The 24,276-nt window shown below is 68.3% G+C and carries 19 protein-coding genes; 14 read left to right on the top strand and 5 right to left on the bottom strand.

The genetic code is table 11. The annotated features are described in order from the left end of the window. Positions 1-114: 114 nt before the first annotated feature. The 9 genes from BM115_RS14180 (at position 115) to BM115_RS14140 (ending at position 14,368) form a co-directional block, all read left to right on the top strand. Complete coding sequence (locus tag BM115_RS14180; RefSeq protein WP_092295101.1) at positions 115-936, top strand: alpha/beta fold hydrolase; 822 nt, start codon at positions 115-117, stop codon at positions 934-936. Positions 937-949: 13 nt separating this feature from the next. Then, positions 950-2,887, top strand: a complete 1,938-nt coding sequence (locus BM115_RS14175) for an amidohydrolase (protein ID WP_092294828.1) — start codon at positions 950-952, stop codon at positions 2,885-2,887. A gap of 36 nt (positions 2,888-2,923) precedes the next feature. Further along, positions 2,924-3,349, top strand: coding sequence for a DoxX family protein (locus BM115_RS14170; RefSeq protein WP_092294826.1), 426 nt, complete (start codon positions 2,924-2,926; stop codon positions 3,347-3,349). 4 nt (positions 3,350-3,353) lie between these two features. Next, complete coding sequence (locus tag BM115_RS14165) at positions 3,354-4,985, top strand: MFS transporter (RefSeq protein WP_092294824.1); 1,632 nt, start codon at positions 3,354-3,356, stop codon at positions 4,983-4,985. 26 nt (positions 4,986-5,011) lie between these two features. Beyond that, positions 5,012-5,299 carry a XapX domain-containing protein gene (locus BM115_RS14160; RefSeq protein WP_092294822.1) on the top strand — a complete coding sequence of 96 codons (288 nt, stop codon included), beginning with the start codon at positions 5,012-5,014 and terminating at the stop codon, positions 5,297-5,299. Positions 5,300-5,303: 4 nt separating this feature from the next. After that, complete coding sequence (locus BM115_RS14155) at positions 5,304-6,422, top strand: porin (RefSeq protein WP_092294820.1); 1,119 nt, start codon at positions 5,304-5,306, stop codon at positions 6,420-6,422. A 184-nt stretch (positions 6,423-6,606) separates the two neighbouring features. Continuing rightward, positions 6,607-6,996, top strand: coding sequence for a response regulator transcription factor (locus tag BM115_RS14150; protein ID WP_255370819.1), 390 nt, complete (start codon positions 6,607-6,609; stop codon positions 6,994-6,996). A 78-nt stretch (positions 6,997-7,074) separates the two neighbouring features. After that, positions 7,075-12,642, top strand: coding sequence for a trifunctional serine/threonine-protein kinase/ATP-binding protein/sensor histidine kinase (locus BM115_RS14145; protein ID WP_092294816.1), 5,568 nt, complete (start codon positions 7,075-7,077; stop codon positions 12,640-12,642). Positions 12,643-12,850: 208 nt separating this feature from the next. Continuing rightward, positions 12,851-14,368 (top strand): MFS transporter, encoded by a 1,518-nt coding sequence (locus BM115_RS14140; RefSeq protein ID WP_092294814.1) that lies wholly within the window; start codon positions 12,851-12,853, stop codon positions 14,366-14,368. Here BM115_RS14140 and BM115_RS14135 read toward each other — a convergent pair. After that, positions 14,360-14,935, bottom strand: coding sequence for an HlyD/EmrA/EmrK family protein (locus tag BM115_RS14135; protein ID WP_092294812.1), 576 nt, complete (start codon positions 14,933-14,935; stop codon positions 14,360-14,362). The two genes, BM115_RS14140 and BM115_RS14135, sit on opposite strands and share 9 nt — an antisense overlap. Before the next feature lie 214 nt (positions 14,936-15,149). Between BM115_RS14135 and BM115_RS14130 the strand changes: the two genes are divergently transcribed. Beyond that, complete coding sequence (locus tag BM115_RS14130) at positions 15,150-16,295, top strand: FAD binding domain-containing protein (RefSeq protein WP_092294810.1); 1,146 nt, start codon at positions 15,150-15,152, stop codon at positions 16,293-16,295. Positions 16,296-16,373: 78 nt separating this feature from the next. Continuing rightward, positions 16,374-18,131 (top strand): dipeptidase, encoded by a 1,758-nt coding sequence (locus tag BM115_RS14125; RefSeq protein ID WP_092294808.1) that lies wholly within the window; start codon positions 16,374-16,376, stop codon positions 18,129-18,131. 65 nt (positions 18,132-18,196) lie between these two features. Here the strand turns inward: BM115_RS14125 and BM115_RS14120 are convergent, their stop codons facing one another. After that, complete coding sequence (locus BM115_RS14120; RefSeq protein WP_092294806.1) at positions 18,197-18,676, bottom strand: nuclear transport factor 2 family protein; 480 nt, start codon at positions 18,674-18,676, stop codon at positions 18,197-18,199. A gap of 211 nt (positions 18,677-18,887) precedes the next feature. On the opposite strand from BM115_RS14120, the gene BM115_RS14115 reads away from it, so the two are divergent. Beyond that, complete coding sequence (locus BM115_RS14115) at positions 18,888-19,904, top strand: M35 family metalloendopeptidase (protein ID WP_092294805.1); 1,017 nt, start codon at positions 18,888-18,890, stop codon at positions 19,902-19,904. After that, the gene (locus tag BM115_RS27110) at positions 19,864-20,274 is read left to right on the top strand and encodes an OmpA family protein (protein ID WP_143093893.1); all 411 of its coding nucleotides are present in this window, start codon (positions 19,864-19,866) and stop codon (positions 20,272-20,274) included. The genes BM115_RS14115 and BM115_RS27110 overlap by 41 nt, the downstream gene beginning before the upstream one ends. A gap of 72 nt (positions 20,275-20,346) precedes the next feature. On the opposite strand, the gene BM115_RS14110 is transcribed toward BM115_RS27110, so the two are convergent. The 3 genes from BM115_RS14110 to BM115_RS14100 all read right to left on the bottom strand — a co-directional run bounded on the left by BM115_RS14110 (position 20,347) and on the right by BM115_RS14100 (position 22,829). Further along, complete coding sequence (locus BM115_RS14110; protein WP_092294803.1) at positions 20,347-21,189, bottom strand: class I SAM-dependent methyltransferase; 843 nt, start codon at positions 21,187-21,189, stop codon at positions 20,347-20,349. A 41-nt stretch (positions 21,190-21,230) separates the two neighbouring features. Further along, on the bottom strand, positions 21,231-22,307 hold the full coding sequence (locus BM115_RS14105; protein WP_092294801.1) for an alpha/beta fold hydrolase: 1,077 nt from the start codon (positions 22,305-22,307) through the stop codon (positions 21,231-21,233). Positions 22,308-22,502: 195 nt separating this feature from the next. Beyond that, positions 22,503-22,829, bottom strand: a complete 327-nt coding sequence (locus BM115_RS14100) for a hypothetical protein (RefSeq protein WP_092294799.1) — start codon at positions 22,827-22,829, stop codon at positions 22,503-22,505. A 453-nt stretch (positions 22,830-23,282) separates the two neighbouring features. On the opposite strand from BM115_RS14100, the gene BM115_RS14095 reads away from it, so the two are divergent. Further along, positions 23,283-24,260: a hypothetical protein gene (locus BM115_RS14095; RefSeq protein WP_092294797.1), complete on the top strand. Its 978-nt coding sequence runs from the start codon at positions 23,283-23,285 to the stop codon at positions 24,258-24,260. Positions 24,261-24,276 lie beyond the last annotated feature (16 nt).

Raw genomic sequence — 24,276 nt, 5'->3', positions numbered from 1 at the left:
GGCGCCGGCACCGTCGGCGTGGCCGCCGTCGCCGCGCTTTCCGCCACGACCCAAGCCAATGCAGCCGGCAAGCCGCAGGCTAGCGCCACCCATCACACTGCAGGAGGCAACACCATGAGCACCATCACCACCAAGGACGGCACGCAGATCTTCTACAAGGACTGGGGCTCGGGTCGCCCGGTCGTGTTCTCGCACGGCTGGCCGCTCAACGCGGACGCCTGGGACGCGCAGATGCTGTTCCTGGTGCAGAAGGGCTTCCGCGTGATCGCTCATGACCGTCGAGGCCATGGCCGCTCGGGCCAGCCGTCGCAGGGCAACAACATGGACACCTACGCCGATGATCTCGCCGCGCTGCTCGACGCGCTCGACATCAAGGGCGCCACGCTGGTCGGCCACTCCACCGGTGGCGGCGAAGTCACGCACTACATCGGCCGCCACGGCACCAAGCGCGTCGCCAAGGCCGTGCTGATCGGCGCCGTGCCGCCTATCATGGTCAAGACCGCCAACAACCCCAACGGCCTGCCGATGGACGTGTTCGATGGCATCCGCAAGGGCGTGACGGATAACCGCTCGCAGTTCTACAAGGACCTGGCCGTGCCGTTCTTCGGCTTCAACCGTCCGGGCGCCAAGGTCTCGCAAGGCACCATCGACGCCTTCTGGGCGCAGGGCATGGCCGGCGGCATCCTGGGCCAGTACGCGTGCATCAAGGAATTCTCGGAGGTGGACTACACCAACGACCTGAAGAAGATCGACGTGCCGACGCTGGTCATGCACGGCGACGACGACCAGATCGTGCCGATCGACAACGCCGGCAAGCTGTCCGCCAAGATCGTGAAGAACGCCACACTGAAGGTCTACCCCGGCGCGCCGCACGGCATGTGCGTGACCCACGCCGACCAGATCAACGCCGACCTGCTCGCCTTCCTCAACACCTGATCCCAGCCGCACCATGTCAGTTACCCGCCGGCATTTCATTGCCTCGGCTGCCGCACTCGGTGCGGCGGCTTCTTCGGAGCTCTTCGCCATGACATCCGCCACGCCAGACCTCATCCTTGTCAACGGCAAGTTCGCCACGCTCGACCGCGCCAACCCCCAGGCCGATGCCGTCGCCATCCAGAATGGCCGCTTCGTCGGCGTGGGCACGCGCCAGGACATCATGAAACTGGCCGGCACGCAGACGAAGATCGTCGACCTGAACGGCCGGCGGGCCATTCCCGGGCTGATCGACAGCCACATGCACATCATCCGGGGTGGCCTGAACTACAACATGGAACTGCGCTGGGACGGCGTGCGCTCGCTGGCGGACGCCATGCGCATGCTCAAGGACCAGGTGGCCCGTACCCCGGCTCCGCAATGGGTGCGCGTGGTGGGTGGCTTCACCGAGCACCAGTTCGCCGAGAAACGCCTGCCCACCATCGAGGAACTGAACGCCGCCGCGCCGGACACCCCGGTCTTCATCCTCCACCTGTACGACCGCGCCATCCTCAACGGCGCCGCGCTGCGTGCGGTGGGCTACAACAAAGACACCCCGAATCCCCCGGGCGGCGAGATCGTGCACGACAAGGCTGGCAACCCCACGGGCCTGCTGCTGGCCAAGCCCAACGCTACCATCCTGTACGCCACGCTGGCCAAGGGCCCGAAGCTGCCGCCGGAGTACCAGAAGAACTCCACGCGCCACTTCATGCGCGAAGTGAACCGGCTCGGCGTGACCGGCGTGATCGACGCCGGCGGCGGCTACCAGAACTATCCCGATGACTACAACATCATCGAGGAACTGCATAAGGAAGGCCAGCTCACGGTGCGGCTGGCCTATAACCTGTTCACGCAGAAGCCCAAGGAAGAACTGAGCGACTTCAAGACCTGGACCTCGACCGTCAAGCCGGGCCAGGGCGATGATCTCTACCGCCACAATGGCGCCGGCGAGATGCTGGTCTACACCGCGGCCGACTTCGAGGACTTCCGCGTCGAGCGGCCCGACATGCCCCCGTCGATGGAAGGCGACCTCGAGCCCGTGATCCGCCTGCTGGCCGAGAAGCGCTGGCCGTGGCGCCTGCACGCCACCTACAACGAGACCATCACGCGCGCGCTGGATGTCTACGAGAAAGTGGCCAAGGACATCCCGTTCGACGGCCTGAACTGGTTCTTCGACCACGCCGAGACCATCACCGATCGCAATATCGACCGCATCGCGGCATTGGGCGGCGGCATCGCCGTGCAGCACCGCATGGCCTACCAGGGCGAGTACTTCGTCGAACGCTACGGTGCCAAGGCCGCCGAGGCCACGCCGCCGATCAAGCGGATGCTGGAGAAAGGCGTCAAGGTGGGCGCCGGCACCGATGCCACGCGCGTGGCGTCCTACAACCCGTGGGTCTCGCTGTACTGGCTGACCACGGGCAAGACCGTGGGCGGCATGGCGATGTACCCGCAGGCCAACCTGCTCGACCGCGAAACCGCGCTGCGCCTCTGGACCGAGGCCAACACGTGGTTCTCGTCGGAAGTCGGCAAGAAGGGCCAGATCAAGGTGGGCCAGCTGGCCGACGTGGCCGTGCTGTCGCAGGACTACTTCAGCGTGCCGGGCGACGACATCCAGGACATCACCTCGGTGATGACGATCCTGGGCGGCAAGGTGGTCTACGGCGACAGCGAGTTCAACAAGCTCTCGCCCGAGATTCCGCCAGCCATGCCGGACTGGTCGCCGGCCCGCCACGGCAGCCAGTACCAGCCGCGCCCGCAAGCGAAGGCTCTCGCGCTGGCCACCGCCTGCGGCTGCGCCAGCTCCTGCGGCGTGCACGGCCACGCGCACGCCAAGGCGTGGACGTCGAGCGTGCCGACGGCTGACGAAAGCTCGTTCTGGGGCGCGCTGGGCTGCTCGTGCTGGGCGTTCTGATGCCCCTGTTCCTTGATTGCTGACCGGAGACCGGCCATGGCTGATACCACTTCCTCGATGAGATCGGCCACGGCCGGCTCGGGCATCCTGCCGCGCTGGGTGCGCTGGGTCGCCCTACTGCTGCTCTGCGGCGCCTATATCCAGGGCGGCCTCGTCAAGCTGTTCGACTTCCCCGGCGCGGTGGCCGAGATGGAGCACTTCGGCCTCACGCCGGCCGTGCCCATGGCCGTCGCCACGATCGTGCTGGAGCTGGGCGCCGCCGCGCTGATTCTGCTCGGCCGCTGGCGCTGGCTGGGCGCGCTGGCGCTGGCCGTGTTCACGGTCGCCGCCACGTTCATGGCCAACCGCTTCTGGAGCGCGCCGCCCGAAGCCCGCTTCATGCTCGCCAACGCCTTCTTCGAGCATCTGGGCCTGGCCGGGGCCTTCGTGCTCGTGGCGTGGGAAGACCTCCGCAGACACTGATTCCATGGCCGATTCCCGCTCCTCCTCCACCACCGCCGCCAGCCCTGCCGGCGGCACCTTCGCCCCGCTCGTCCAGGGCACGTTCGCCGTGCTCTGGGCCGCCACCATTCTCGGCAACATCGGCAGCTTTATGCGCGACGTGGCCAGCGCATGGCTGGCCACGGACCTGTCTTCCTCCCCCGCCGCCGTGGCCACGATCCAGGCCGCCGCCACGCTGCCCGTGTTCCTGCTGGCCATTCCGGCCGGCGTGCTGTCGGACATCCTCGACCGGCGCCGCTTCCTGATCGTCATCCAGTTCGGCATGGCGGCGGTCAGCGGCACGCTGATGCTGCTCGCCTGGAATCAGGCGCTGACCATCGAGATCCTGATCGCGATGGCCTTCGCCGGCGGCATCGGCGCGGCCATGATGGGGCCCACCTGGCAGTCGATCGTGCCGGAACTGGTGCCGATGCAGGAGCTGAAGCGCGCCGTGGCGCTCAACGCGCTGGGCGTGAACATCGCGCGCGCCATCGGGCCTGCTGCCGGCGGCCTGCTGCTGGCCGCGTTCGGCGCGGCCACCACCTACGGGCTGGACCTGCTCAGCTATATCTTCGTGATTGCCGCGCTGCTCTGGTGGAAGCGCCCCGAGCGCGCCACCGACCCGCTGCGCGAGCATTTCTTCGGCGCCTTCCGCGCCGGCCTGCGCTTCACGCGCGCCCACAGCCAACTCCACGTAGTACTGGCGCGCGCCGCCGTCCATTTCGCGTTCGGCAGCAGCATCTGGGCGCTGCTGCCGCTGGTCGCCAAGCAGTTGCTGCACGGGGGCGCCAGCCTCTACGGCGTGCTGCTGGGCGGCGTGGGCGCCGGCGCCATCCTCGGCGCGCTGATCATGCCCAAGCTGCAACGCCGGCTCGATGCCGATGGCATGGTGCTGCTCTCCGCCCTCGTCACGGCGGGCGTCATGGCGGTGCTGTCCGTGGCGCCGCCGGTCTGGATCGCCCTGCCGCTGCTGTTGCTGCTCGGTGCGGCATGGATTTCCGCGCTGACCACGCTCGGCGGCGTGGCGCAGGCGATTCTGCCGAACTGGGTGCGCGGCCGTGCGCTGGCGGTCTACCAGATGGTGTTCAACGGGGCGATGGCCGGCGGCAGCCTGCTGTGGGGCTTCGTGGCACAAGAGACCGGCACGCCGAACGCGCTGCTGATCGCGGCGGCGGGGCTGGTCGTGGCCGCGCTGCTCCTGCACCGCCTGCGCCTGCCGCAGGGCGAGGAAGACCTTGTCCCGGCACGGCACTGGCCTCAGCCGGAGATGGCGGGTGAGATCGCCCAGGACCGTGGCCCGGTCATGATCCTGATCGAGTACTGCGTCACCGCCGCGGACCGCGACGCCTTCCTGCGCGCCGTGCACAAGCTGTCCGACGAGCGCCTGCGCGACGGCGCGTTCAACTGGGGCGTGATGGAGGACCCGGCCGACCCCGAACTGCTGACCGAGTGGTTCCTGGTCGAATCCTGGGCCGAACACATGCGCCAGCACGAGCGCGTGCACCACGCCGACGCCGACCTCCAGCGCGATGTCACGCGCTACCACACCGGCGCCACGCCGCCCCGCGTGCGCCACCTGCTGGGCGTTGGCCTGCCCCCGGGCAAGCCGGCTGTCTGACCCCTCCCATTCATATCGAGACCATCATGAAGCTCTATCTCGTCTCCCTGGGCGCCGGCATTCTCGTCGGCATCATCTACGCGCTGATGCAGGTGCGCTCCCCGGCGCCGCCCGTGGTGGCACTGATCGGCCTGCTGGGCATGCTGATCGGCGAGCAGGTCGTGCCGCCGATCAAGCGCATGCTGGCCGGCGAGCCGGTCACCGCCGCGTGGTTCCACAGCGAATGCGTGCCGAAGATCACCGGCGCGCCGCCCAGCACGCTGACCGCCGCCAACAAGGCCGAGGCCGCCAACCCCAACGAGAGCCAGCGCTGACCCCATGCCGTACCGACGTCTTGTATCGCCGCGCGTCGCCGCGCTGGGGTTGGGGTTGGGACTGTGCGTGGCCGGCGGGCCTGCCGCAGCGCAGAGTTCCGTGACCATCTACGGCCGCCTCAACACGGCCATCGAATATAGCCGCGCCAGCACGGCCACCGACGGCACCGCGCTGGGCAGCGTGGTGCGGCAGACCAACTACCGCTCCGTGTTCGGCCTGCGCGGCGAGGAAGGTCTCGGCGGCAGCCTGAAGGCGCTGTGGCAGATCGAGAGCAACCTGTCGCTCGATACCGGCCAGGGCCAGATCGCCAGCCGCAACTCGCGCGTCGGCCTCCAGGGCGACTACGGCCTGCTGTTCATGGGGCACTGGCAGACGCCCTATACCGAGTCGACGGCGGCCTACGACCCGTACTACCCGACCACCGCCGGCTACATGGCGCTGATCGGCAACGGCTCCACGTCCTCGTCGGACAACGTGCAGGACACCAGTTCGTTCGATCGCCGCCAGAAGAACATCGTGCAATATCGCTCGCCGCAGTTCGGTGGCGTAAGCGTCTGGCTGGGCTGGGGGCTGCCGGAGGAGAAGACCACCGTGGCGCGCAATCCGGCGCTGTACTCGGCGGCGGCGGTCTACGAGCGCGGCCCGCTGAACGCCACCCTGGCCTACGAGGTGCACCAGCACTACCAGGCCGCCGGCCGCAACGACGACGCCATCAAGGTCGGCGTGGCCTACCAGCTGTTCGCCGGCACGCGCGTCTCCGCCATCTACGAGCACCTGCACTACCGCACCGACACCGGCGACCTCCAGCGCAACGGCTACTATGCCTCGCTGGTGCAGCAGCTCGGCCCCGGCAGCGTGCGGATCGGCTTCGCCTATGCCGCCAATGGCACGGGCTCGTCCACGGACACCGTCGGCTTTTTCCGGAGCGGCTCCGGCACGGGCGCCACGCAGGTGACGGTTGGCTACGACTACCCGCTCTCCAAGCGCACGGCCCTGTTCGCCTGGTATAGCCGGATCAACAACCGCCCGAACGCGGTCTACGACTTCGCCATCAACGAGCTTGGCGTCAGCGCGGGGGCCGATCCGCAGACCTTTGCCCTGGGCATGCGCCACTATTTCTGAAGCGCTGCAAGACATACCTAGGTATGAGTCCGCCGGCGAGGTCCGGCGCGGCTGCCGTGTGGGACGGGCGCCGACAATACCACCGTATGATATGGGCCGCGCCCGCCTGGCAGTATGCTGTGAGCAAGCGATGGGGGCCCGGAATCGGCCCCGTCATCGCTCCGGACTACTCAAGGAATCCCGTGTGACTGCCACCCCGGTGATCGCCATCGTCGACGACGACGCGTCGGTCCGACACGCCCTGGGACGGCTCGTGCGCTCGTTCGACCTCGCCGTCGCGCTGTACGGCAGCGGCGAGGAACTGCTGCAATCGGCCGCCCTCGATACGGTTTCCTGCCTGATAACCGACGTACAGATGCCCGAGATGAACGGGTTCGAGCTGTGCGAGGCCCTGCGGGCGCGCGACCTGCACATGCCCGTGATCTTCATGACCGCGTTCGCGCAGGCGGGCTACGAAGCCCGCGCCGTGGCCGCCGGCGCGGCATGCTTCCTGCACAAGCCTTTCCTCGACACGGCTATCATTGCGTGCATCGAGCGCGCGCTGGCGCCCGCCCCGGAAGATCCCGGCGCCTAGCGCGGCGCAACGCCCCACCCCCGCCCCGTTGTCCGCACCAGCCCCACCGGTGCGGCGGCCAGCAATAGACGCCTCACGATGACGCCGTACGACACAAGCCAGGCCGCCGCAGTATCGCTGGACGAGTACGCCCTCACGCCGCTCTGCCACAACGGCATCGTCGCGCTCTCGCGCGGCTTCCACGTCGAGGATGGCAGCACCCTGCTGGTGGCGCACGCGGCGTCGGTACTCACCGAGGGCGAGGCCGTGCGCCGGTTCCACAATGAATTCGGTCTCGTCGCCCTGCTGCAACCGGCCTGGGCGATGGTGCCGCGCGCCTGCGTGCAGTACCAGGGCGGCGTGGCACTGGTGTACGAGGACACCGGCGCGGTGCCGCTGGCGAACTTGCCGCCCGCGCCGCTGCCGGTGACACGGCTGCTGTCCGTTGCCGAGAGTGCCAGCCAGGCCCTGCGTGCCGCGCACGAGGCGGGGCTGATCCACAAGGCGATCATGCCGTCGGCCCTGCTCGTCGACGCGCACGGCCGGTGCCGGCTCACGCGCTTCGGGCTGGCCGCCGCGCAGCAGTGTGACATCGCCGACGCGCTGGCGCCCCACACGCTGGCCGGGAGCGAGGGGCTGGCCTATATGTCGCCCGAGCACACCGGCCGCACCCGCAACGGGCTGGACGCGCGCAGCGACCTCTATTCGCTCGGCGTGGTGCTCTACCGCCTGGCCACGGGCCAGCTACCGTTCGCCGCGCGCGATCCGGCCGACGCCAACGAGTGGATCCACGCCCACGTGGCCAGCGAACCGCTGCCGCCCCATCGGCTGGCGGCCGGCGTGCCGGAAGCGCTGTCGCTGCTGATCATGAAGCTGCTCGACAAGCGCCCGAGCCGGCGCTACCAGTCCGCGGCGGGGCTGGAAGCGGATATCCGGCGTTGCCGGGCCGCGTGGAGCACGCTCGGCCGCATCGACGTCTTCGAACTGGGCCGCCGCGACCAGCCCGCCGAACTCGAACTGCCGGACCGGCTCCACGCCCGCGACGCCGAGCTGCGCGAACTCGCCGAAGCCTACGCGCACGTCGCCCTCACGGGCCAGCATGCGCTGGTGACGGTAAGCGGGCCGTCCGGCATCGGCAAGTCCGCCCTGATGCGGGCGTTTGTCGATGGCCTGCGCCAGCAGCAGGTCTGCTGCGCGGTGGGCAAGGCCGACCAGTTCCGGCACGAGACCCCCTACGCGGCTATCGCGGAAGCCTTCCACGGGCTGGTCATCGACATCCTCGGCCAGCCCGAGGAGCGCGTGCGCCACTGGCAGGCGCGCGTCAGCCACAGCCTGGGCCCGTATGCGCGCACCGCCGTGGGCATCGCGCCCGCGCTCGCGGCGCTGACCGGCCCGCTGCCCGCCCCGCCGAGGGGGAGCGGCGCCGATACGGCCGTGCATTTCGATCTGGCGATGCGCAACCTCGTCGGCACGTTCGGGCTGCCGGAGCGTCCGCTGGTGCTGGTGATCGAGGATTTCCAGTGGCTCGACCCATCTTCCCGGCAGCTACTGGCGCGCCTGCTGGACTGCGCCACGCCGCTGCCGCTGCTGCTCGTTGGGAGCACGCGCGCGGCGGGCGATGCGCTGGGTCAATCAGACGGTCGATCGGTAGATCCCCCACAAGATCGCCCGCAGGACCACCATCTCGCGCTGCAACCACTCGACGTGGAGGCTGTCGGCACGCTGCTGGCCGAAACGCTGCGCGCCCGCCGCCGCGACCTCCAGCCGCTGGCGGGGCTGGTCCACGCCAAGACCTTCGGCAACCCGTTCTTCGTCGGCCAGTTCATCAAGACCATGGTCGATGACCGGCTCGTCACCTACTCGCCCGACGAGGGCAGCTGGCAGTACGACTTCCAGCGCATTGCGCAGCACGCCTACACCGACAACGTCGCCGACATGGTGCTCCAGCGCCTGGAGCGGCTGCCGCCGCGCACGCGCCAACTGCTCGGCGGCATGGCGTGCCTGGGCCGGCAGTCGGACGTGGCGCTGGTCTGCGCCGCGTTCGAGGTGGAGGAAGGGGCGCTGCACGCCCTGCTGGCCCCGGCGCGCGCCGCCGACGCCATCGGCCTGCAGGAGCCCCACTACGTGTTCTCGCACGACCGCGTGCAGGAGGCCGCCCACGCGCTGCTGACGCCCGAGGAGCGCGACCGCGTGCACCTGCGCGTAGGCCGGCAGCTGCGCGATGCCTCCGATACGGCCGAAGGCACCCTGCGCGACGACACCCTGTTCCGCGCCACCGAGATGCTGGCGCAGGTGGTAGAGCTGATCACCGATGCCGACGAGGCCATCCAGTCCGCGCGGCTGAGCCTGGCCGCCGCCACGCGCGCACGCCGCGCCATCGCCTATCCGGCCGCGCTGGACGCCGTCACCGCCGGCCTCGCCTTCGTGCGCACCGCGCGTGTGCAAGGCCATGCCGGTGCCGGCGAGGTGGAATTCGCGCTGCTGCGCGAGCGCTGCGCGTGCCTGCTCCAGCAAGGCCGGCTGCCGGAGGCGCTGACGCTGGCCGAAACGCTGCTCGATGCGGACGCGCCCGCCCGCCAGCTTGCCGAGGTCTACCGGCTCAAGACCGAACTGCATACCCGGCGCTCGGAGAACGCGCTGGCGGTGGAAACGGCCATCCGGGGGCTGCGGATGTTCGGCATTTCGCTGTCCGCGCATCCATCGGCAGCGGACGCCGACGCCGCCTACCGGGCCATCGCGGCGCGGCTGGATCGCCCTGGACTCAAGGCGCTGGCGCACCTTCCGCAGATGTCGGAGCCCGATGTGAAGGCGGCCATGGCGCTGCTGGCCGCGCTCTCCGTGCCCGCCAGTTTCGTCGACGAGCACCTGGTGTTCCTGGAGCTGTGCGAGATGATGTGGCTGACGCTCGCGCACGGCATCAGCGGCCCGTCCACCGCTGCGCTGGGCTGGCTCGGCGTGCTGGTCTGCCACCGCTTCGCGGCCTACGAGGACGGCTTCCGCTACGGCGAGATGGCGCGGGAACTGGTCACGCGGCATGGCTACGTCGCGTATGAAGCCCGCACGCTGCTGCCGCTCGACCAGCTCAGCGTGTGGACGCAGCCGCTGGGCTACTCGACCGACTGCGCCCGGGCGGGCTTCGCGGCCGGCGTCGCCAACGGCGACGTGACCACGGCGTGTTTCCTCTGCTGCCATCTGGTGAGCAACCGGCTCGCACGCGGCGACACGCTCGACGAGGTTTCCGCCGAAATCACCAGCGGACTCAACTTCGTGCGGCAGACCGGCTTCCTCGACGTGGAAGCCATCCTGCTGCTGCAACAGCGCTTTGTCGACGGGCTGCGCGAAGCGGAATTCCCGCTCGGCGCCGACGCGCCCACCGCGCTCGACGGCCACGACCTCGCCCGCACGCCGGCGCGGGAGCGCATGTCCACGCTGGAGTTCTGGTACTGGCTCTATCGCGCCACGCTGCAATACCTGGCTGGCAGGCACGCCGAAGCCGCCGCGAGCCTGGAGACGGCCGGGACGCTCGCGTGGTCCGCGCCGGCCCATATCCATCAGGTCGATTTCCATCTCTATCGCGCGCTGACGCTGGCCGCCAGCACGCCCGACGCGGCGGCGCGCGCCACGCTTACCGAGGACGCCAGCAAGCTGCGCCGCTGGGCCGACGCCAATCCGCTCACCTTCACCGACAAGGCGCTGCTCGTGGAAGCGGAGCTTGCGCGGCTCGATGGCGACGGACTGGGAGCGATGACGCGCTACGAGCAGGCCATCGCCCATGCCACGGCGCACGGCTTCGTGCACACGGCCGCGCTGGCGCACGAACGCGCCGGCCACTATTGCATGGCGGCCGGCCTGACCACCGCCGCACGCGGCCACCTGCGCGCGGCGCATGACCGCTATCGGCAATGGGGCGCGACGGGCAAGGCTCGCCACATGGCCGCCACCTACCCGCAATTGTTCGATGCGGCGCGTGGCCCGGCCTATGTGCTCGCCAACGGCAAGCGCATCCGCGACGTGGAAAGCGTGATCCGCGCCTCGCGCGCGCTGACCGACGAGATCCGGCTCGACAAACTGGTGGACACGCTGATGACCATCACGCTCGAATACGCCGCCGCGCAGCGTGGGCTGCTGATCCGCCTCCAGGGCAAGGCGCCGATCATCGAGGCGCGCGCCCACACCTCGCCCGCCGGTATCCGCGTGCAGCTGGCGCAGGGCGCCCCCGCCGCCGATGACCTGCCGATGTCGATGTTCCACACCGTCATCCGCACCGGCCGACCGGTGATGGTGGGCCACGCGACCGGCACCAACCCGTTCGGGCTCGACCCCTACTTCGCGGCCCACACGCAGTGCGCGGCCATCTGCATCCCGATGTCGCGGCACAACACGCTGATTGGCGCGCTGTACCTCGAAAATCGCCTGCTCGGCGACGGCTTCACGCCCGAGCAGACCGAGGTGCTCGAACTGATCGCCTCGCAGGCCGCTATTTCGCTGCGCACGGCACGGCTCTACGAAGACCTGCTGGCCGAGAACGACCGCCGGCAGCAGGTGGAACGCGCGCTGCGTGCGAGCCAGGCCTCGCTGAGCATGGGCGAGAGCGTCAGCCACACCGGTAGCTGGCGCTGGGACCTGCGGCTGCAAGCGATCTCTTGCTCCGATGAGATGCGCCGCATCTTCGAACTCGACACGGCGCGCGCCCACTTCGCGCTGGAGGATTTCGGCGCCCGGATGCATCCCGACGACCGCGCCGCCGCGCTGCACACCATCATCCAGTGCGTGTCCGACAAGGTGCCCATCCACCTGGAGTACCGCATCGTGCGCGGCGACGGCGCGGTCCGCCATGTGGAAGGCATTGGCAAGCCGCTGGTGACGGACGGCGAGATACTCGAGTACGTCGGCACGGTCACGGACGTGACCACGCGCCGCCATGCCGACGACGCGCTGCGCAACGCGCAGGCCGACCTCGCGCGGGTGGCGCGTGCCACCACGGTGGGCCAGCTCACGGCCTCCATCGCTCACGAGATCAACCAGCCGCTGATGTCCATCGTCTCGAATGCCGGCGCAAGCCTGCGCTGGCTGGCGCGCAGCAAGCCCGAGATCGAGTACGCGCGCGAGGGCCTCCAGGCCATCGCCAGCGAGGGGCAGCGCGCCGGCGACATGATCCGCAGCCTGCAGGGGCTTACGCGCAACGCCGCGCCCGTGCTGGCCGAGGTGGACATGCACGAGTCCATCCGCCATATCCTCGCCATCTCGCGCAGCGAGATCGAACGCCGGCAGGTGTCCGTGCAACTGGCGCTGCATGCCGACGCCTTCTGCGTGTTCGGTGACGGCGTGCAGCTCCAGCAGGTGCTGCTGAACCTCGTGGTCAATGCCGTGGAGGCGATGGGCGACATCACCAACCGCGCCCGCCTGCTGACGATGGGCACGCGCATCGCCGGCGACAACATGCTGGAAGTCAGCGTTTCGGACACCGGGGCGGGTCTCGACGAGGGCGCCATCGACCAGGTGTTCGAACCGTTCTACACGACCAAGGAGAACGGCATGGGCATGGGGCTGGCCATCTGCCGCTCCATCGTCGAAGCCCACAAGGGCCGGCTCCGCGCCACGGCGCGCACGCCGCACGGCACCGAGTTCTCGTTCACGCTGCCGCTGTGTTGGCCGCTGGGCGGGTGAGGGACCGGAGCGCCAGCCGCCGCACATTCCAGACATTCCATACCCGGGGATAGTCGTCACAAACCGATGCACAGGCGCCCCCATGCGCGGGGACGAGTGTGCTGGCGGCGGGACACGCCTAAGCTGGAGACCTGCCGGATGCCGGCCCGATCCCCGGAGAGATGCATGTCCCGAATCGCCTTCCCCTTCACGCTTCCTCTTGCGCAGCATGCCGGCTGACGCGGTACCGCTGGAGGCGCTCCCCGAGCTGTCCCGGGCGCGCGTGCAGTGGCTGGGCCTCGCGCTGGGCTGCGCAACGGGCGTGGACTTCGTCGCCACGTCGATGCTCGCCACCGGGACGCTCCACATCCGCGCCGGCATCTACGCCACGCCCGACGACTTCCTGTGGTGCCTGACCGCGTATGCCGGTGCGGCCATCGTCGCCAACCTGCTGACGCGGCGCCTCGCCGACGATCTCAGCTACCGCGGCTTCACGCTGCTCGGCCTCGTCATCGCCTTCGTCGGCTGCCTGCTGTGCGCCGCGTCGTCCAACGTCGCGGAACTGTCCGCGGCACTGGCGGTGCAGGGGCTGGGCGCCGGCGGGCTGTTCTCGGCGTCGCGCGTGTTGATCCAGCTGATTGCCACGCCAGCGGAGCGCCCACGGCTGCTGACGGGCTTCGTGATTGGCACGATTGGCCTGCCGGCGATTGCGCCCTGGCTGACCGCCACGCTGATGCTCGACACCGGCTGGCGCATGATCTTCCTCGTGCAGGCGCTGCTGGCCGCGCTGACGGCCCTGTTCGTATTCTGCGTCTACCCGCACCGCGCCCGCCCGCCACGCACGCCGGACCTCGACGACGTGGCCGGCATGGACTGGCTCACCGTGCTGCTGGTCGGCGCCGGCGCGCTGGTGCTGGTGCATGGCCTGGCCTCGCTGCGGCTCTATGCCACCGGCGACTCCCTGCGCGTGGCCGCCGCGCCGCTGGCCGGTCTGGTCGTCGTCGTGCTCGCCTTCATCCGGCTGCACCGCGCGCCGGACGCCTGGCTCAGCCCGCGCCGCCTGAACGGCCGCCGCTACTTCACGGGGCTGGCCTATTACTCGATCTTTGCCTGCCTGAGTGGACTCTGGACCTTTACGGTCTCCAACGTGATGCAGCTCGGCCTCGGTTTCACGTTCGAGACCACCGGCATGGTGCTGACCCTGTCGGCGCTCGGCGGGCTGGTGGCCGGCGTCGCCTTCATGCTGATGGGATCGCGCCTGCCCGGCGCGCGGCGCTACCTGGCGCTCGGCTACGGCATGACGGCGGCGGCGGCGTGGCTGTTCGCCACGCGCCTGTCGGACGGGCTGCCCGTCTCCGCCGTCCTGCCAGCGCTGCTGCTGCAAAGCGTGGCGCTGCCGTTCACGCTGATCCTCGTCGCCAAACTCACCTTCATGGAGACCTCGCTCGAGGACTTCCCCCACGCCTACCAGTTCAAGAACATCCTCCGGCAGGTGGCGCTGATGGGCGGCACCGGACTGGCCGGGCAGTGGCTGCAGGCCGGGGAAGCCGTGGCGCGCACGCACCTCATTGGCCGTGTCACGCCCTACGGGCTGCCCGCCCCGCTCGACGCCACCGCGCTGGCCACGCTGTCGCAGTTAATCGACCAACAGGCCGTGCTGGTGGCGTCGGCGAACATGCTGGCGGTGGTCGCCGTCATCTGCCTGGGCATCGCTGCCGTCGCCATCTGGCAGCGCGCGCTACGCTAGCGGCCTCTGGTTCGATACCACCTGGCCCTGCCCGGTCCGCGTACGCACGTCTACCGTCACGTACATCGACAACCCCACACGCAGCGGATGGGCGGCGAGTTCCGCCCGGTTCAGCGCGATGCGCACCGGCAACCGCTGCGGCGGCTTGATCCATTGGCAGATGGCGCCGTGGGCGGGTTGCGGCGTGAGCGCCGCACCGTTCCTTGCCGAGAATCCGGCCACCGTGCCGTGATAGCGCACCTTCGCGCCATATGCGTCGGCGTACAACGTCACCGGCTGGCCGGCGCGCAGCCGCGCAAGCTGGTGCTTCTTGAACCGCGCGTCGACCCACACCGCGTCTGATGGCACGCCCCGCGTGTCCGGGGCAACGATCGCCACCACTGCGCCGGCAGCGCGCGGCGCGGCATCCACGATCTTGCCGGCCACATAAGCGTCATCCGTGGATTCGAAATGGCGCCCCTCGATCCACCAGTGCCCGACAACGGCGGCGAGGCCCGCCATCGCACAGGCAGCGGCGCACGCGGCGGCAAGCGGCCGTCCCGCCGATGAACGCGACTGGATATTCATGACAACTCCTTGAATACGGGAGCAGGACCCCCTCGGAGCGAATTGTTGGCACGCCGGTGCTGCGAGGATGGCGCGTCCGCCGGCTTTTTGTCGATTGGAACGCCGCTAGGGCGGGTGCCTATACCTTCGTGTCACACGCCGCAAACCTGTGGCCGATTGGCGGCATCCGGGCCCGCCCCTACGATGCGAAGACGCCTCCACCTCCCTGACGACCATGCATCCAACCTCCACCCCTCGCGCCGTGATCATCGGCGGCTCTCTCGGCGGCCTGTTCACGGCCCTCTGCCTGCGCGCCATCGGCTGGCACGTGGATGTGTTCGAACGCTCGCCCCAGGCGCTCGACAGCCGGGGCGGCGGCCTCGTCCTGCAGCCCGATGTGGCCGACGCACTCGGCTTTGCCGGCGTGCCGTTGCCCGAGGACTTCGGGGTGCCCTCGGGCGGCCGCATCTTCGTCACGCGTGACGGCGACGTGCGCCGCGTCTACATGCCGCAGACGCAGATCGCCTGGAACGGCCTGTACGGTCACATGCGGCAGGCGCTCGGCCCCCGCGCCGTGCATGCGGGCGAGACCTTCCTGGCGCTGCGCCAGCATGGCGCGCGCGTGACCGCCTGCTTCGCGTCGGGCCGCACGGAGACCGCCGACCTGCTCGTGGCGGCGGACGGGCCGCTCTCCACCGTGCGCGCGCAACTGCTGCCCGGCGCCGCACCGGCCTACGCCGGCTACGCGGCCTGGCGCGGCGTGCTGCCCGAGTCGGCCCTGCCAGACGCCACGCGCCAGCTCCTGCACAACAACTTCGCCTTCGAGGAAGGGCACGGCCACCAGTTGCTGACCTACCTGATTCCCGGCGAGAACGGCGAGACCGCCCCGGGGCAACGCCGGCAGAACTGGGTCTGGTATCGCCCATTACCAAGCGGCCCGGCGCGCGACGCGGCGCTGCGGGACCGCGTGGGGCACCAGCACCTCCATTCGCTCCCGCCGGGCGTCATGCGCGACGGCGAGATCGATGGCCTGCGCCACGCGGCGGTGCGCGACCTCGCGCCGGACCTCGCCGCGCTGGTCACCGGCACGCCCGATCCCTTCCTGCAACTGATCCACGACTACGAGGCGCCGCGCATGGTGTTCGGCCGCGTGGTGCTGACCGGCGACGCGGCCTTCGTCGCACGCCCCCATACCGGCGCCGGCGCGGGCAAGGCGGCCGGCAATGCGGTGGCGCTGGGCCGCGCGCTGCACGCCAACCGCGGTGGCATCGACACCGCGCTGTCCCAGTGGGAGCGCACGCAGCTGCCAGCTGGCGCGCAACTCGTGCGCTGGGGCATGGCACTGGGCACCCGCATCATGGGCCGGCACGACGCCGCCTGACCCCCGGCGCGGTCGACGCGGGCGATGGAGGCGCTGCTATCATGCGCATCCATCACAAGACCCGTACGAGAGACATCGATGAACCGCCTGCCTGCCGTGCCGACCTCCCCCCTGCGGGCCGCCTTGCTGGCTGCCTTGCTCGCCCCGCTGCTCGCCATGTCGATCCCCGGCGCGGCGCTGGCCGAGACGCTGGCCAAGCCCGCGCTGGACCATCTGGTCGCCAGCCAGTCGGCCAAGCCGCCGGCCAGCTTCAACGCCTTCCTGACCGCCGCCGTAAAGACCGAGCCGAAGCTGGCCCCGGCCGTGCGGGCCTACCGGGCGAAGAAGCCGCTCAAGGGCGACAATCTCGTCAACATCGGCCGGCTGCTCGGTGTCTATAACCGGCTCCACAACGAAACCGCCGTGCTGGACAGCATCACCGAGATGGTGGCAATCCGCACCGTGCGCGACGAAAAGGTGCCGCAGCACGAGAACCCCGCCATCATCGCGTTCGGCAAGGTGGTCGAACGCATGTCCCGGGACTTCGGCCTGACCTATCGCAACGTGGACAACCGCGTGTTCGAGGTGATCCTGCCCGGCACCGGCGCGGACACCTTCGGCATCCTCACGCACGCCGACGTAGTGCCCGTGGTGGCCGACGAATGGGTGCTCGACGATGGCACCAAGCTCGACCCGTTCAAGGTGACCCGCGTGGGCGACTACCTGTACGGGCGCGGCACCATTGACGACAAGGGTTCGATCGCGGCGGCAATGTACGCGATGAAGACCGTGCGCGAGAGCGGCGTGCCGCTGGCCCGCACGATCCGTCTGATGATCGAAACCACCGAGGAAACCGGCGGCGACGGCATGAAGTACTACCAGGCGCACACCACGCTGCCGGCGTACAACATCGTGCTGGACAGCAAGTACCCGGCGGTGGTGGCCGAGAAGGGTTCGGGCGCGCTGACGGTGCGCTTCGCGGACCGGCCGACGGACGGCAAGGCCCCCGCCATCGTGGCAATGGCTGGCGCGGCGTCCGCCAACGCGATTCCGCAGACCGCCACGGCACGCATCACGGGCGGCGATCCGGCCGCCGTGGCTGCCGCGCTGGAGAAGGCGCGCGAGCCGTTCATCGCCCAGCATGCCGCGCAGGGCAAGTTCTCGATCGACGTGACACCGGGCGCCGGCGGCGTGGACGTCAAGGTGACCGGCTCGTCGGCCCATGGCTCCCGGCCCGAAGAAGGCGTGAACCCGGTACCGCGCCTGGCGCTGTTCCTGCAAGGCGCCGGCGTGCCGTTCGCGGACAACCAGTACGCGCGCGCCATCCGCTACCTCGGGGACCTGTACGGCACCGGCTATCTGGGCGAGAAGATGGAAGTGGGTTACCGGGACGATTTCATGGGCCCGCTGACGATGTCGCCCACGCTGATCCGCGAGCGCAACGGCAAGCTTGAAGTCACCGCCAACGTGCGTATGCCGCGCGGCGCCACGCCGGACGAACTGCGCACCCGGGTGGCGACCAGGATCAACGCCTGGGCCAGCGCCACGCAGACGGCGGTCGAGATCCAGCACGACCAGGGCAACTGGATGGCGCGTGACCCCAAGGGCGCCTGGCTCTCTACCCTGCTGAATATCTACGGCGACACCACTGGGCTCGAAGCCAAGCCGGTGCCCACGGCCGGCAGCACCACGGCCAAGCTGATGCCGAACGCCATCAACTTCGGCCCGGCCATGCCCGGCAAGAAGTACACCGCGCACAACGCCAAGGAGTACAAGGAAGTGGCCGACCTGAACCTGGACATGCAGATGTTCACCGAGATGCTGGTCCGCATCGGCAATCTGGACACCATGCAGTAAGCCGGCGCCGGCATGCGCGGCGGGGGTGCAGCGGCGCCCCCCCCCGCATGCCGGCTTTTACATCTTTACAGCCCCAGGTCGCTCAGGCTCGGGTGGTCATCCGGGCGGCGGCCCAGCGGCCAGTGGAACTTGCGGTCCGCCTCGCGCATCGGGGCATCGTTGATGCAGGCAAAGCGCCGCTGCATCAGACCGTTCTGGTCGAATTCCCAGTTTTCATTGCCATACGACCGGTACCAGTTGCCCGAGTCGTCATGCCATTCGTACGCAAATCGCACCGCGATGCGGTTGCCATCGTGCGCCCACAACTCCTTGATCAGCCGGTAATCGAGCTCCTTCTGCCACTTGCGCGACAAAAAGGCCTCGATCGCGGCACGCCCCGTGACGAACTCCGCCCGGTTGCGCCATTGGCTGTCGACGGTATAGGCCAGCGCCACGCGCGCCGGGTCGCGACTGTTCCACCCATCCTCGGCCCCCCGGACCTTCTGGGCGGCGCTCTCGCGGGTAAAGGGCGGAAACGGCGGACGGGATTCGGGTTGGGTCGACATCGAAGCTCCTTGACGATGGGTTGGCTAGCGCCGGAATGAGACAGATCTGTCTACTATCGTGGAGTAGACAGATCTGTATGTCAAGGAGATTTTGGGCACGGCCGCCTGAGTCGCCGGAGGCAATCTGGTACACAAATTCGCGGAATGCCTATGGACCCGCAAGCGGCGGCTGCGCCACCCTCTTCGTTCCTTTCACGAATGGAGAAGGACCATGCATTCAGGTGTTGACGGTGTGGATGAGCGCTATCTGCTTGGCGATGGGGACCGCACCGGTACCCAAGGCATTCTCACGGCATCCAGCAATTCCACGAACATGGGCAAGCGCATCGCCGTAGAGGGCGATTTTGCGACCTGCCCGGCGTGCAAGGTCGGCGGACCGGTCTATAACGACTGCGATCCGCATTGGACCGATATGGGGAAATCCGTTCTGGTGGACGGCGCAATAGTGTTCTGCCAATGCAAGGAGAAACCACGGATATTTGCTTCGCAATTCACGATGTCGACGGAGGTGAATCGACGAAAGGGCGCGGCAACGGTCGTATCTCCCGTGCGCTCGCAATGGGCGGATGAAGTCAATTACACGGCTGACGGGACAGATTCAAGAAAAAGAGTGGCGGACGACCCAAAACTCATTTGTCCAAACATGAGTAACCAAGCCTTCGCCCAACTGACACTAAGGCTATGCGCAGCGCTGGTGGCGCGTACCGAGACGCGACTGGCGGAGCTTCGCCGTTGGGATAATCACGCTCGGGGCGGCGTGGAAACCTGGTTTGGCGTTGCCGATAACCGAACGCGCGAAAGGCTGACTAATGGCTTGACGCGTATGCTGGCGGTCTTCGAAAACCTGCGTCCAATCAACTTCGTGCGCCACAACGCTAACGCGTTCGACTTCGTCGGATGTGTATCCCGCCCCAATGCCGAGACACGCGGCGTCGTCGCGGCGGTGTGCAAGCCCGACGTTAAGACTCATACGATAGCCATCGCCTTGAAGTTCTGCGAGCTGCCTGAATTCTCCGACCGAAGCGATTCACAACTGCTGACCATCGCTCACGAGGTCTCCCATTTTCACGACACCATGGACACGGAAGATGATTACTACAAATTGTGGAACGCTATTGCCATTGCACGAGAAAAGAACGAGCGCTGCATCAGGAATGCGGATAACGTTGCGGGGTATATCGTTGTTCATGGTCCCATTCCTGATAGCTTTGGCGCTTTCATTCGGTAGTGCGATGGCTTGCTCACCCGGCAAACAGTTCAATGTACGCTTCCCAGCGGGGATGGATCGGTTAAGCGGTGCCGAAGCTGGCAGCCTTGGAGCCTGGGTATCGACGTTGCAGCGAGACTATCCCAATCATGCGATGTTATTGCTGGTCGGATATATCGAAGAAGAGGGGGAGAACAAAGAGATCGTCGAACGTCGCGCGGCATGGGTAAAGAATTTTCTTATCGACATGGGCGAGGATCCGGCGGATATCGTGTGGGGAGGCACAAGTGTTTATCGCGCGGAGAATATCGGTTCATATAGCAGCACCACGCCTTCAACCATCGCGATAGAGTTTCTACCCGCCTGCCCTCATGAATGCTGCAAAAGGTGAAGACTGCCTGCAGCAAAAAACGCCACCGCTGCTTCCGCGCCGGTGGCGTTCTTCATAATGCCCCGCCTCCCCCTACCGCTTCGTCGCCACCACCTCCAGGTACTCGCTTGGCACCACCATCGAATCCTTGCCGGCCACGTTCAAGCTGTTGAGCAACGTGGTCAGGTCGGCTTCCAGCGCGCTGGCCTTGTCGGCCGGCAGCGAGGCGAACGCCTTGTGGACCGGGCCGTACCACGTGCGGAACACCTCGATAAAGTGCGCCGCCGAGCGATAGCGGAAGTTGAACTGGCGCGCCGTCACGCGGACATCGACCCCATGCGGTGCGAACAGCGTGCGCAGGTGCTCCTCCACCCCCCATTTGGACGGCGGCGACACCCCCGCCGGCGGCGGCACGTAGGCGCCCAGCGTCTTGAACATCTGGCCGACGAAGCCCTGCGGCGTCCAGTTCGCCAGCCCGATGCGGCCGCCGGGCCGGGTCACGCGCGCCATCTCGGCGGCGCACTTGGGCTGGTCCGGGGCGAACATCACGCCGAAGGTGGAGAGCACGGCGTCGAAGCTCGCGTCGTCGAAGGGCAGCGCCTCGGCGTCGGCCTGCTGGAAGGAGACCTCCAGCCGCTCGGCCTTGGCGCGCTCGGCGCCGCGCTCCAGCAGTGCGCCGACATAGTCGGTGGACGTCACGATGCAGCCACGGCGCGCCGCCGCCAGCGTGGCGTTGCCGTTGCCGGCGGCCACGTCGAGCACGCGCTCGTCGCAGCGCAGGTCGCAGGCTTCAGCAAGCTGCTCGCCCACGATCTGGAGCGTGGTGCCGATCACGGCATAGTCGCCGCTGGCCCAGGCCACCTGCTGGCGGCCTTTCAGGGCGGCAAGGTCGGGCGAAGTCGCCGGGGCAGCGGCAGCGTCGGGGGTAGTCGTCATGATGGGAGTCTCCTGATTGTTCGCCCGGCAGGTCCGCCGGCTTACGCGCGGGACCGATTGAAGCCGGCCTCGCGCGCAAGCACGATGGCCTGCGAGCGGTTTTCCACCTCGAGCTTCGAGAAGATGCTCGTGATGTGGTTGCGCACGGTTTTCTCGCACAGCCCGAGGTAGGCGGCGATCTGTGCGTTGTCGCGGCCCTGCGCGATCAGCACGACAATGTCGCGCTCGCGCCGGGTCAAGGTGTGGAACGCCGGGTCGTCGACCGGCACCGGCGCGGGCAGGAAGGCGCGTACTTCCTCGAGCCAGCGGTCCCATGCCGGCTCCGTCTCCAGCAGCAGGTGGTTGCCGCTCTCCAATGGCACGAAGCGCGCGTTCGGGATCATGCTGGCGATCAGCCGGCCTTCGTCGAACGGCACGCGCGCGTCGCGCACGGCGTGGAGCACCAGCGTGGGGCAGGTCACCAGCGGCAGCAGTTCCACCACATCGATGTCGTTGAAGATGCGCATGAAGCGCGCCGCGTTGGCCGGCGAGGTGGACACGCGCTCCAGCTCGTTGAACCAGCGGTGCTGCTCCGCCGTGCCGCCCGGGATGAACTGGGTGGTGAAGAACTGGCGGAAGGCCGGGTTCTCCTGCCCCCAGCCCAGTTCGGCCAGCCGCGCCATCAGCTCGGCTTCTTCGCGCATCTCGGCCCCGAGGTTGCGCTTGAGGCGCCCCCGGGCGTAGCCGCCGTGCAGCACGAGGTGGCTCACCCGTTCGGGATGCGCCACCGCGTACGCCACGGCGATCGACGCGCCCTGGGAAATGCCCAGCAAGGGGAAATGATCGACGCCGGTGGCGTCCACGATGGTTTCGAGATCACGCAGCCACGCCTCGAAGGACAGGTCCTCCACGTGGCGATCAGAGAGGCCACAGCCGCGTTCGTCGTAGCGCACGAGCGTGTGGTTCTCTGACAGCGCGCACAGCATGTGGCTCCAGACCGGACTCCCCACGTCGAATTCGAGGTGGCTCATCCAGTTGGCGGCCTTCACGAGCGGCGGTCCGCTGCCCGTGATGGCATACGCCAGTCGCACCCGGTCAAGGCTGGTGCAAAGGCGTATCTGCTGCTTCAGCATCGGCATGGTGGGATCGCGCGCGGGACAGGGTACGGCCGGTGCAGGGCGCCGGGGCGATAGCTCACCACGTCCGCTTGGAACGGGCGATTGACTAATCTTAGTCAACGATCCCCAGCGTGCAGGCAAAACCACGGCCAGCTGGCCCCGCGAAGTGCGGAAAGCCAGACGTGGTGCATACCGTGCCCGGCGCATTATCCGCGGTCAGGCGTTGCGCAGCAGACATCCGCCACCGGCAGCGCCCATCCGGGCCCCATCGGTGAACGGGTCGCGCTGACCCATGCGGGCGCCATCGGTGTAGGGGTCGCGCTGATCCATCCGGGCGCCGTCGGTGTAGGGATCCGGCTTGCTGGTGCGCAGGCCGTCCTGATACGGATCGAACTTGCCGCCCTTGCAGGCAGACATGCCGGCCTGCGCCGCGGTGGTGGTGAAAGAGGAACGATCGCCGCCCAGCCCGGCATACGCCAGGTTGCACAGGCCGATGGCCAGCGAGGAAGCGGTCAAGAGGGTCTTGGCAAGATTCGTGTACATCGCAAACTCCAACTACAACGTCAGGAAGGCGATCACAGCTCAGGATGAAGGAACGGTGTGGGGATCGCCTGAGCCGCACTGCTCCTTGTTCGAGGGGCCGATTGTGGGCAGCGGGGTGCGGGCGAACATGAGGCGGGTGTCCCGGTTTGCGGGATTCGTCAGGGTCTGTGCGGGGGGATTCCGTGGGACAAGGGTCCCGGGCGCGGGTAATTACCGGGGGGTGGCGGAGGCGCTGGCGCGCTTCCGCGGGGGCTTCAGCGAAATGAAGCGGCGAGAAACGGCAGTTAGAGGGTAAGCCCTAAAGCAGGACAACCGCCCCACTCCAAAACCCTCGAAGCGCGCCAAACCCGGGACACCCGTCTCATGTTGGCGGCGCGTGCCGCTGGAATGATCCGCCTACGTCCTGTCAGGCACCTTCTGCATGGACGCCGTTCATTCCAGAGGAGTTTTGCAATGCAAGCCGTATCCCTGTCAGCCGACACCGCCCGCTACGCCCGCTGTATCGCCGCATCCAAGCGCATCCGCTGGGACATCGACCGTGACGTCATCCGCGACCGCACCTTCGACCTCTCCCACAAGTTCCTGCCCGACGGGCTGTCCCTGGCCGACGAACTACCGTTCCTCAGCGCGGCCGAACGCCGCTTCGTGAGCCAGGTGCAGGGCCGCACCTACGCCAATATGTTCGGGCTGGTGGAGCGCTTCGTCTCGGCCAAGGTGGTGGAGCTGACGCAGGCCCACAGCGTTGGCGATCAGGTCGCGCTGGAGGCGCTGGTGCGCTTCACCGACGAGGAACTGAAGCACCAGGAGCTGTTCCGCCGCATCGAGCAACTAGCCGCGCAGGGCATGCCGGCGGGCTACACCTTCGGGGCGGACGCCAACGCCGTGGCTGCCTTCGTGCTCTCCAAGTGCACCTGGGCGGTGCTGGCGCTGACCTGCCATGTCGAACTGCTGTCACAGGCGCACTATCGCGGCAGCATCGGCACCGCGCCGGACCTGTCCGACCTGTTCAAGGACGTGTTCCTGTACCACTGGCGCGAGGAGTCCCAGCACGCCAACCTCGACGAGCTGGAATGGCTGCGCGAAGACGCCCGCATGTGCCGCACCTCGCGTGATGCCGCCATCGACGACCTGATCGCGCTGGTGGGCGCCGTGGACGAGATCCTGCAGGCCCAGGCCACCGCCGACGCGCACTACGTCATGCGCGTGATCCGTGGCACGCCGGACGCCCCGCGCACCGCCGAGGTGGAAGCCGTGGTGCTCAAGGCGTACCGCTGGACCTACATCGTCTCGGGCATGCTGGAACCGCGCTTCAGCAAGCTGCTGGGCGGGATGGTCGATGCCGGGCAGATGGCGCGCATCGAGGCCGCCATGGGACCGCTGATGTACGCGATGCCCGCCGCCGGCGTGCCGATTCCGGCGATGGCGGCCTGACGGCGGTTCGATGATG

Source organism: Cupriavidus sp. OV096 (genome assembly GCF_900115455.1).
Taxonomy (GTDB): domain Bacteria; phylum Pseudomonadota; class Gammaproteobacteria; order Burkholderiales; family Burkholderiaceae; genus Cupriavidus.
This window is presented reverse-complemented; position numbering and strand designations above follow the sequence as displayed.

What these genes read in the sequence shown, in the direction of transcription:
- BM115_RS14180 (WP_092295101.1), top strand. Translation starts at nt 115, where the DNA reads ATGAGCACCATCACCACCAAGGACGGCACGCAGATCTTCTACAAGGAC.
- BM115_RS14175 (WP_092294828.1), top strand. Translation starts at nt 950, where the DNA reads ATGTCAGTTACCCGCCGGCATTTCATTGCCTCGGCTGCCGCACTCGGT.
- BM115_RS14170 (WP_092294826.1), top strand. Translation starts at nt 2,924, where the DNA reads ATGGCTGATACCACTTCCTCGATGAGATCGGCCACGGCCGGCTCGGGC.
- BM115_RS14165 (WP_092294824.1), top strand. Translation starts at nt 3,354, where the DNA reads ATGGCCGATTCCCGCTCCTCCTCCACCACCGCCGCCAGCCCTGCCGGC.
- BM115_RS14160 (WP_092294822.1), top strand. Translation starts at nt 5,012, where the DNA reads ATGAAGCTCTATCTCGTCTCCCTGGGCGCCGGCATTCTCGTCGGCATC.
- BM115_RS14155 (WP_092294820.1), top strand. Translation starts at nt 5,304, where the DNA reads ATGCCGTACCGACGTCTTGTATCGCCGCGCGTCGCCGCGCTGGGGTTG.
- BM115_RS14145 (WP_092294816.1), top strand. Translation starts at nt 7,075, where the DNA reads ATGACGCCGTACGACACAAGCCAGGCCGCCGCAGTATCGCTGGACGAG.
- BM115_RS14140 (WP_092294814.1), top strand. Translation starts at nt 12,851, where the DNA reads ATGCCGGCTGACGCGGTACCGCTGGAGGCGCTCCCCGAGCTGTCCCGG.
- BM115_RS14135 (WP_092294812.1), bottom strand. Translation starts at nt 14,935, where the DNA reads ATGAATATCCAGTCGCGTTCATCGGCGGGACGGCCGCTTGCCGCCGCG.
- BM115_RS14130 (WP_092294810.1), top strand. Translation starts at nt 15,150, where the DNA reads ATGCATCCAACCTCCACCCCTCGCGCCGTGATCATCGGCGGCTCTCTC.
- BM115_RS14125 (WP_092294808.1), top strand. Translation starts at nt 16,374, where the DNA reads ATGAACCGCCTGCCTGCCGTGCCGACCTCCCCCCTGCGGGCCGCCTTG.
- BM115_RS14120 (WP_092294806.1), bottom strand. Translation starts at nt 18,676, where the DNA reads ATGTCGACCCAACCCGAATCCCGTCCGCCGTTTCCGCCCTTTACCCGC.
- BM115_RS14115 (WP_092294805.1), top strand. Translation starts at nt 18,888, where the DNA reads ATGCATTCAGGTGTTGACGGTGTGGATGAGCGCTATCTGCTTGGCGAT.
- BM115_RS27110 (WP_143093893.1), top strand. Translation starts at nt 19,864, where the DNA reads ATGGTCCCATTCCTGATAGCTTTGGCGCTTTCATTCGGTAGTGCGATG.
- BM115_RS14110 (WP_092294803.1), bottom strand. Translation starts at nt 21,189, where the DNA reads ATGACGACTACCCCCGACGCTGCCGCTGCCCCGGCGACTTCGCCCGAC.
- BM115_RS14105 (WP_092294801.1), bottom strand. Translation starts at nt 22,307, where the DNA reads ATGCCGATGCTGAAGCAGCAGATACGCCTTTGCACCAGCCTTGACCGG.
- BM115_RS14100 (WP_092294799.1), bottom strand. Translation starts at nt 22,829, where the DNA reads ATGTACACGAATCTTGCCAAGACCCTCTTGACCGCTTCCTCGCTGGCC.
- BM115_RS14095 (WP_092294797.1), top strand. Translation starts at nt 23,283, where the DNA reads ATGCAAGCCGTATCCCTGTCAGCCGACACCGCCCGCTACGCCCGCTGT.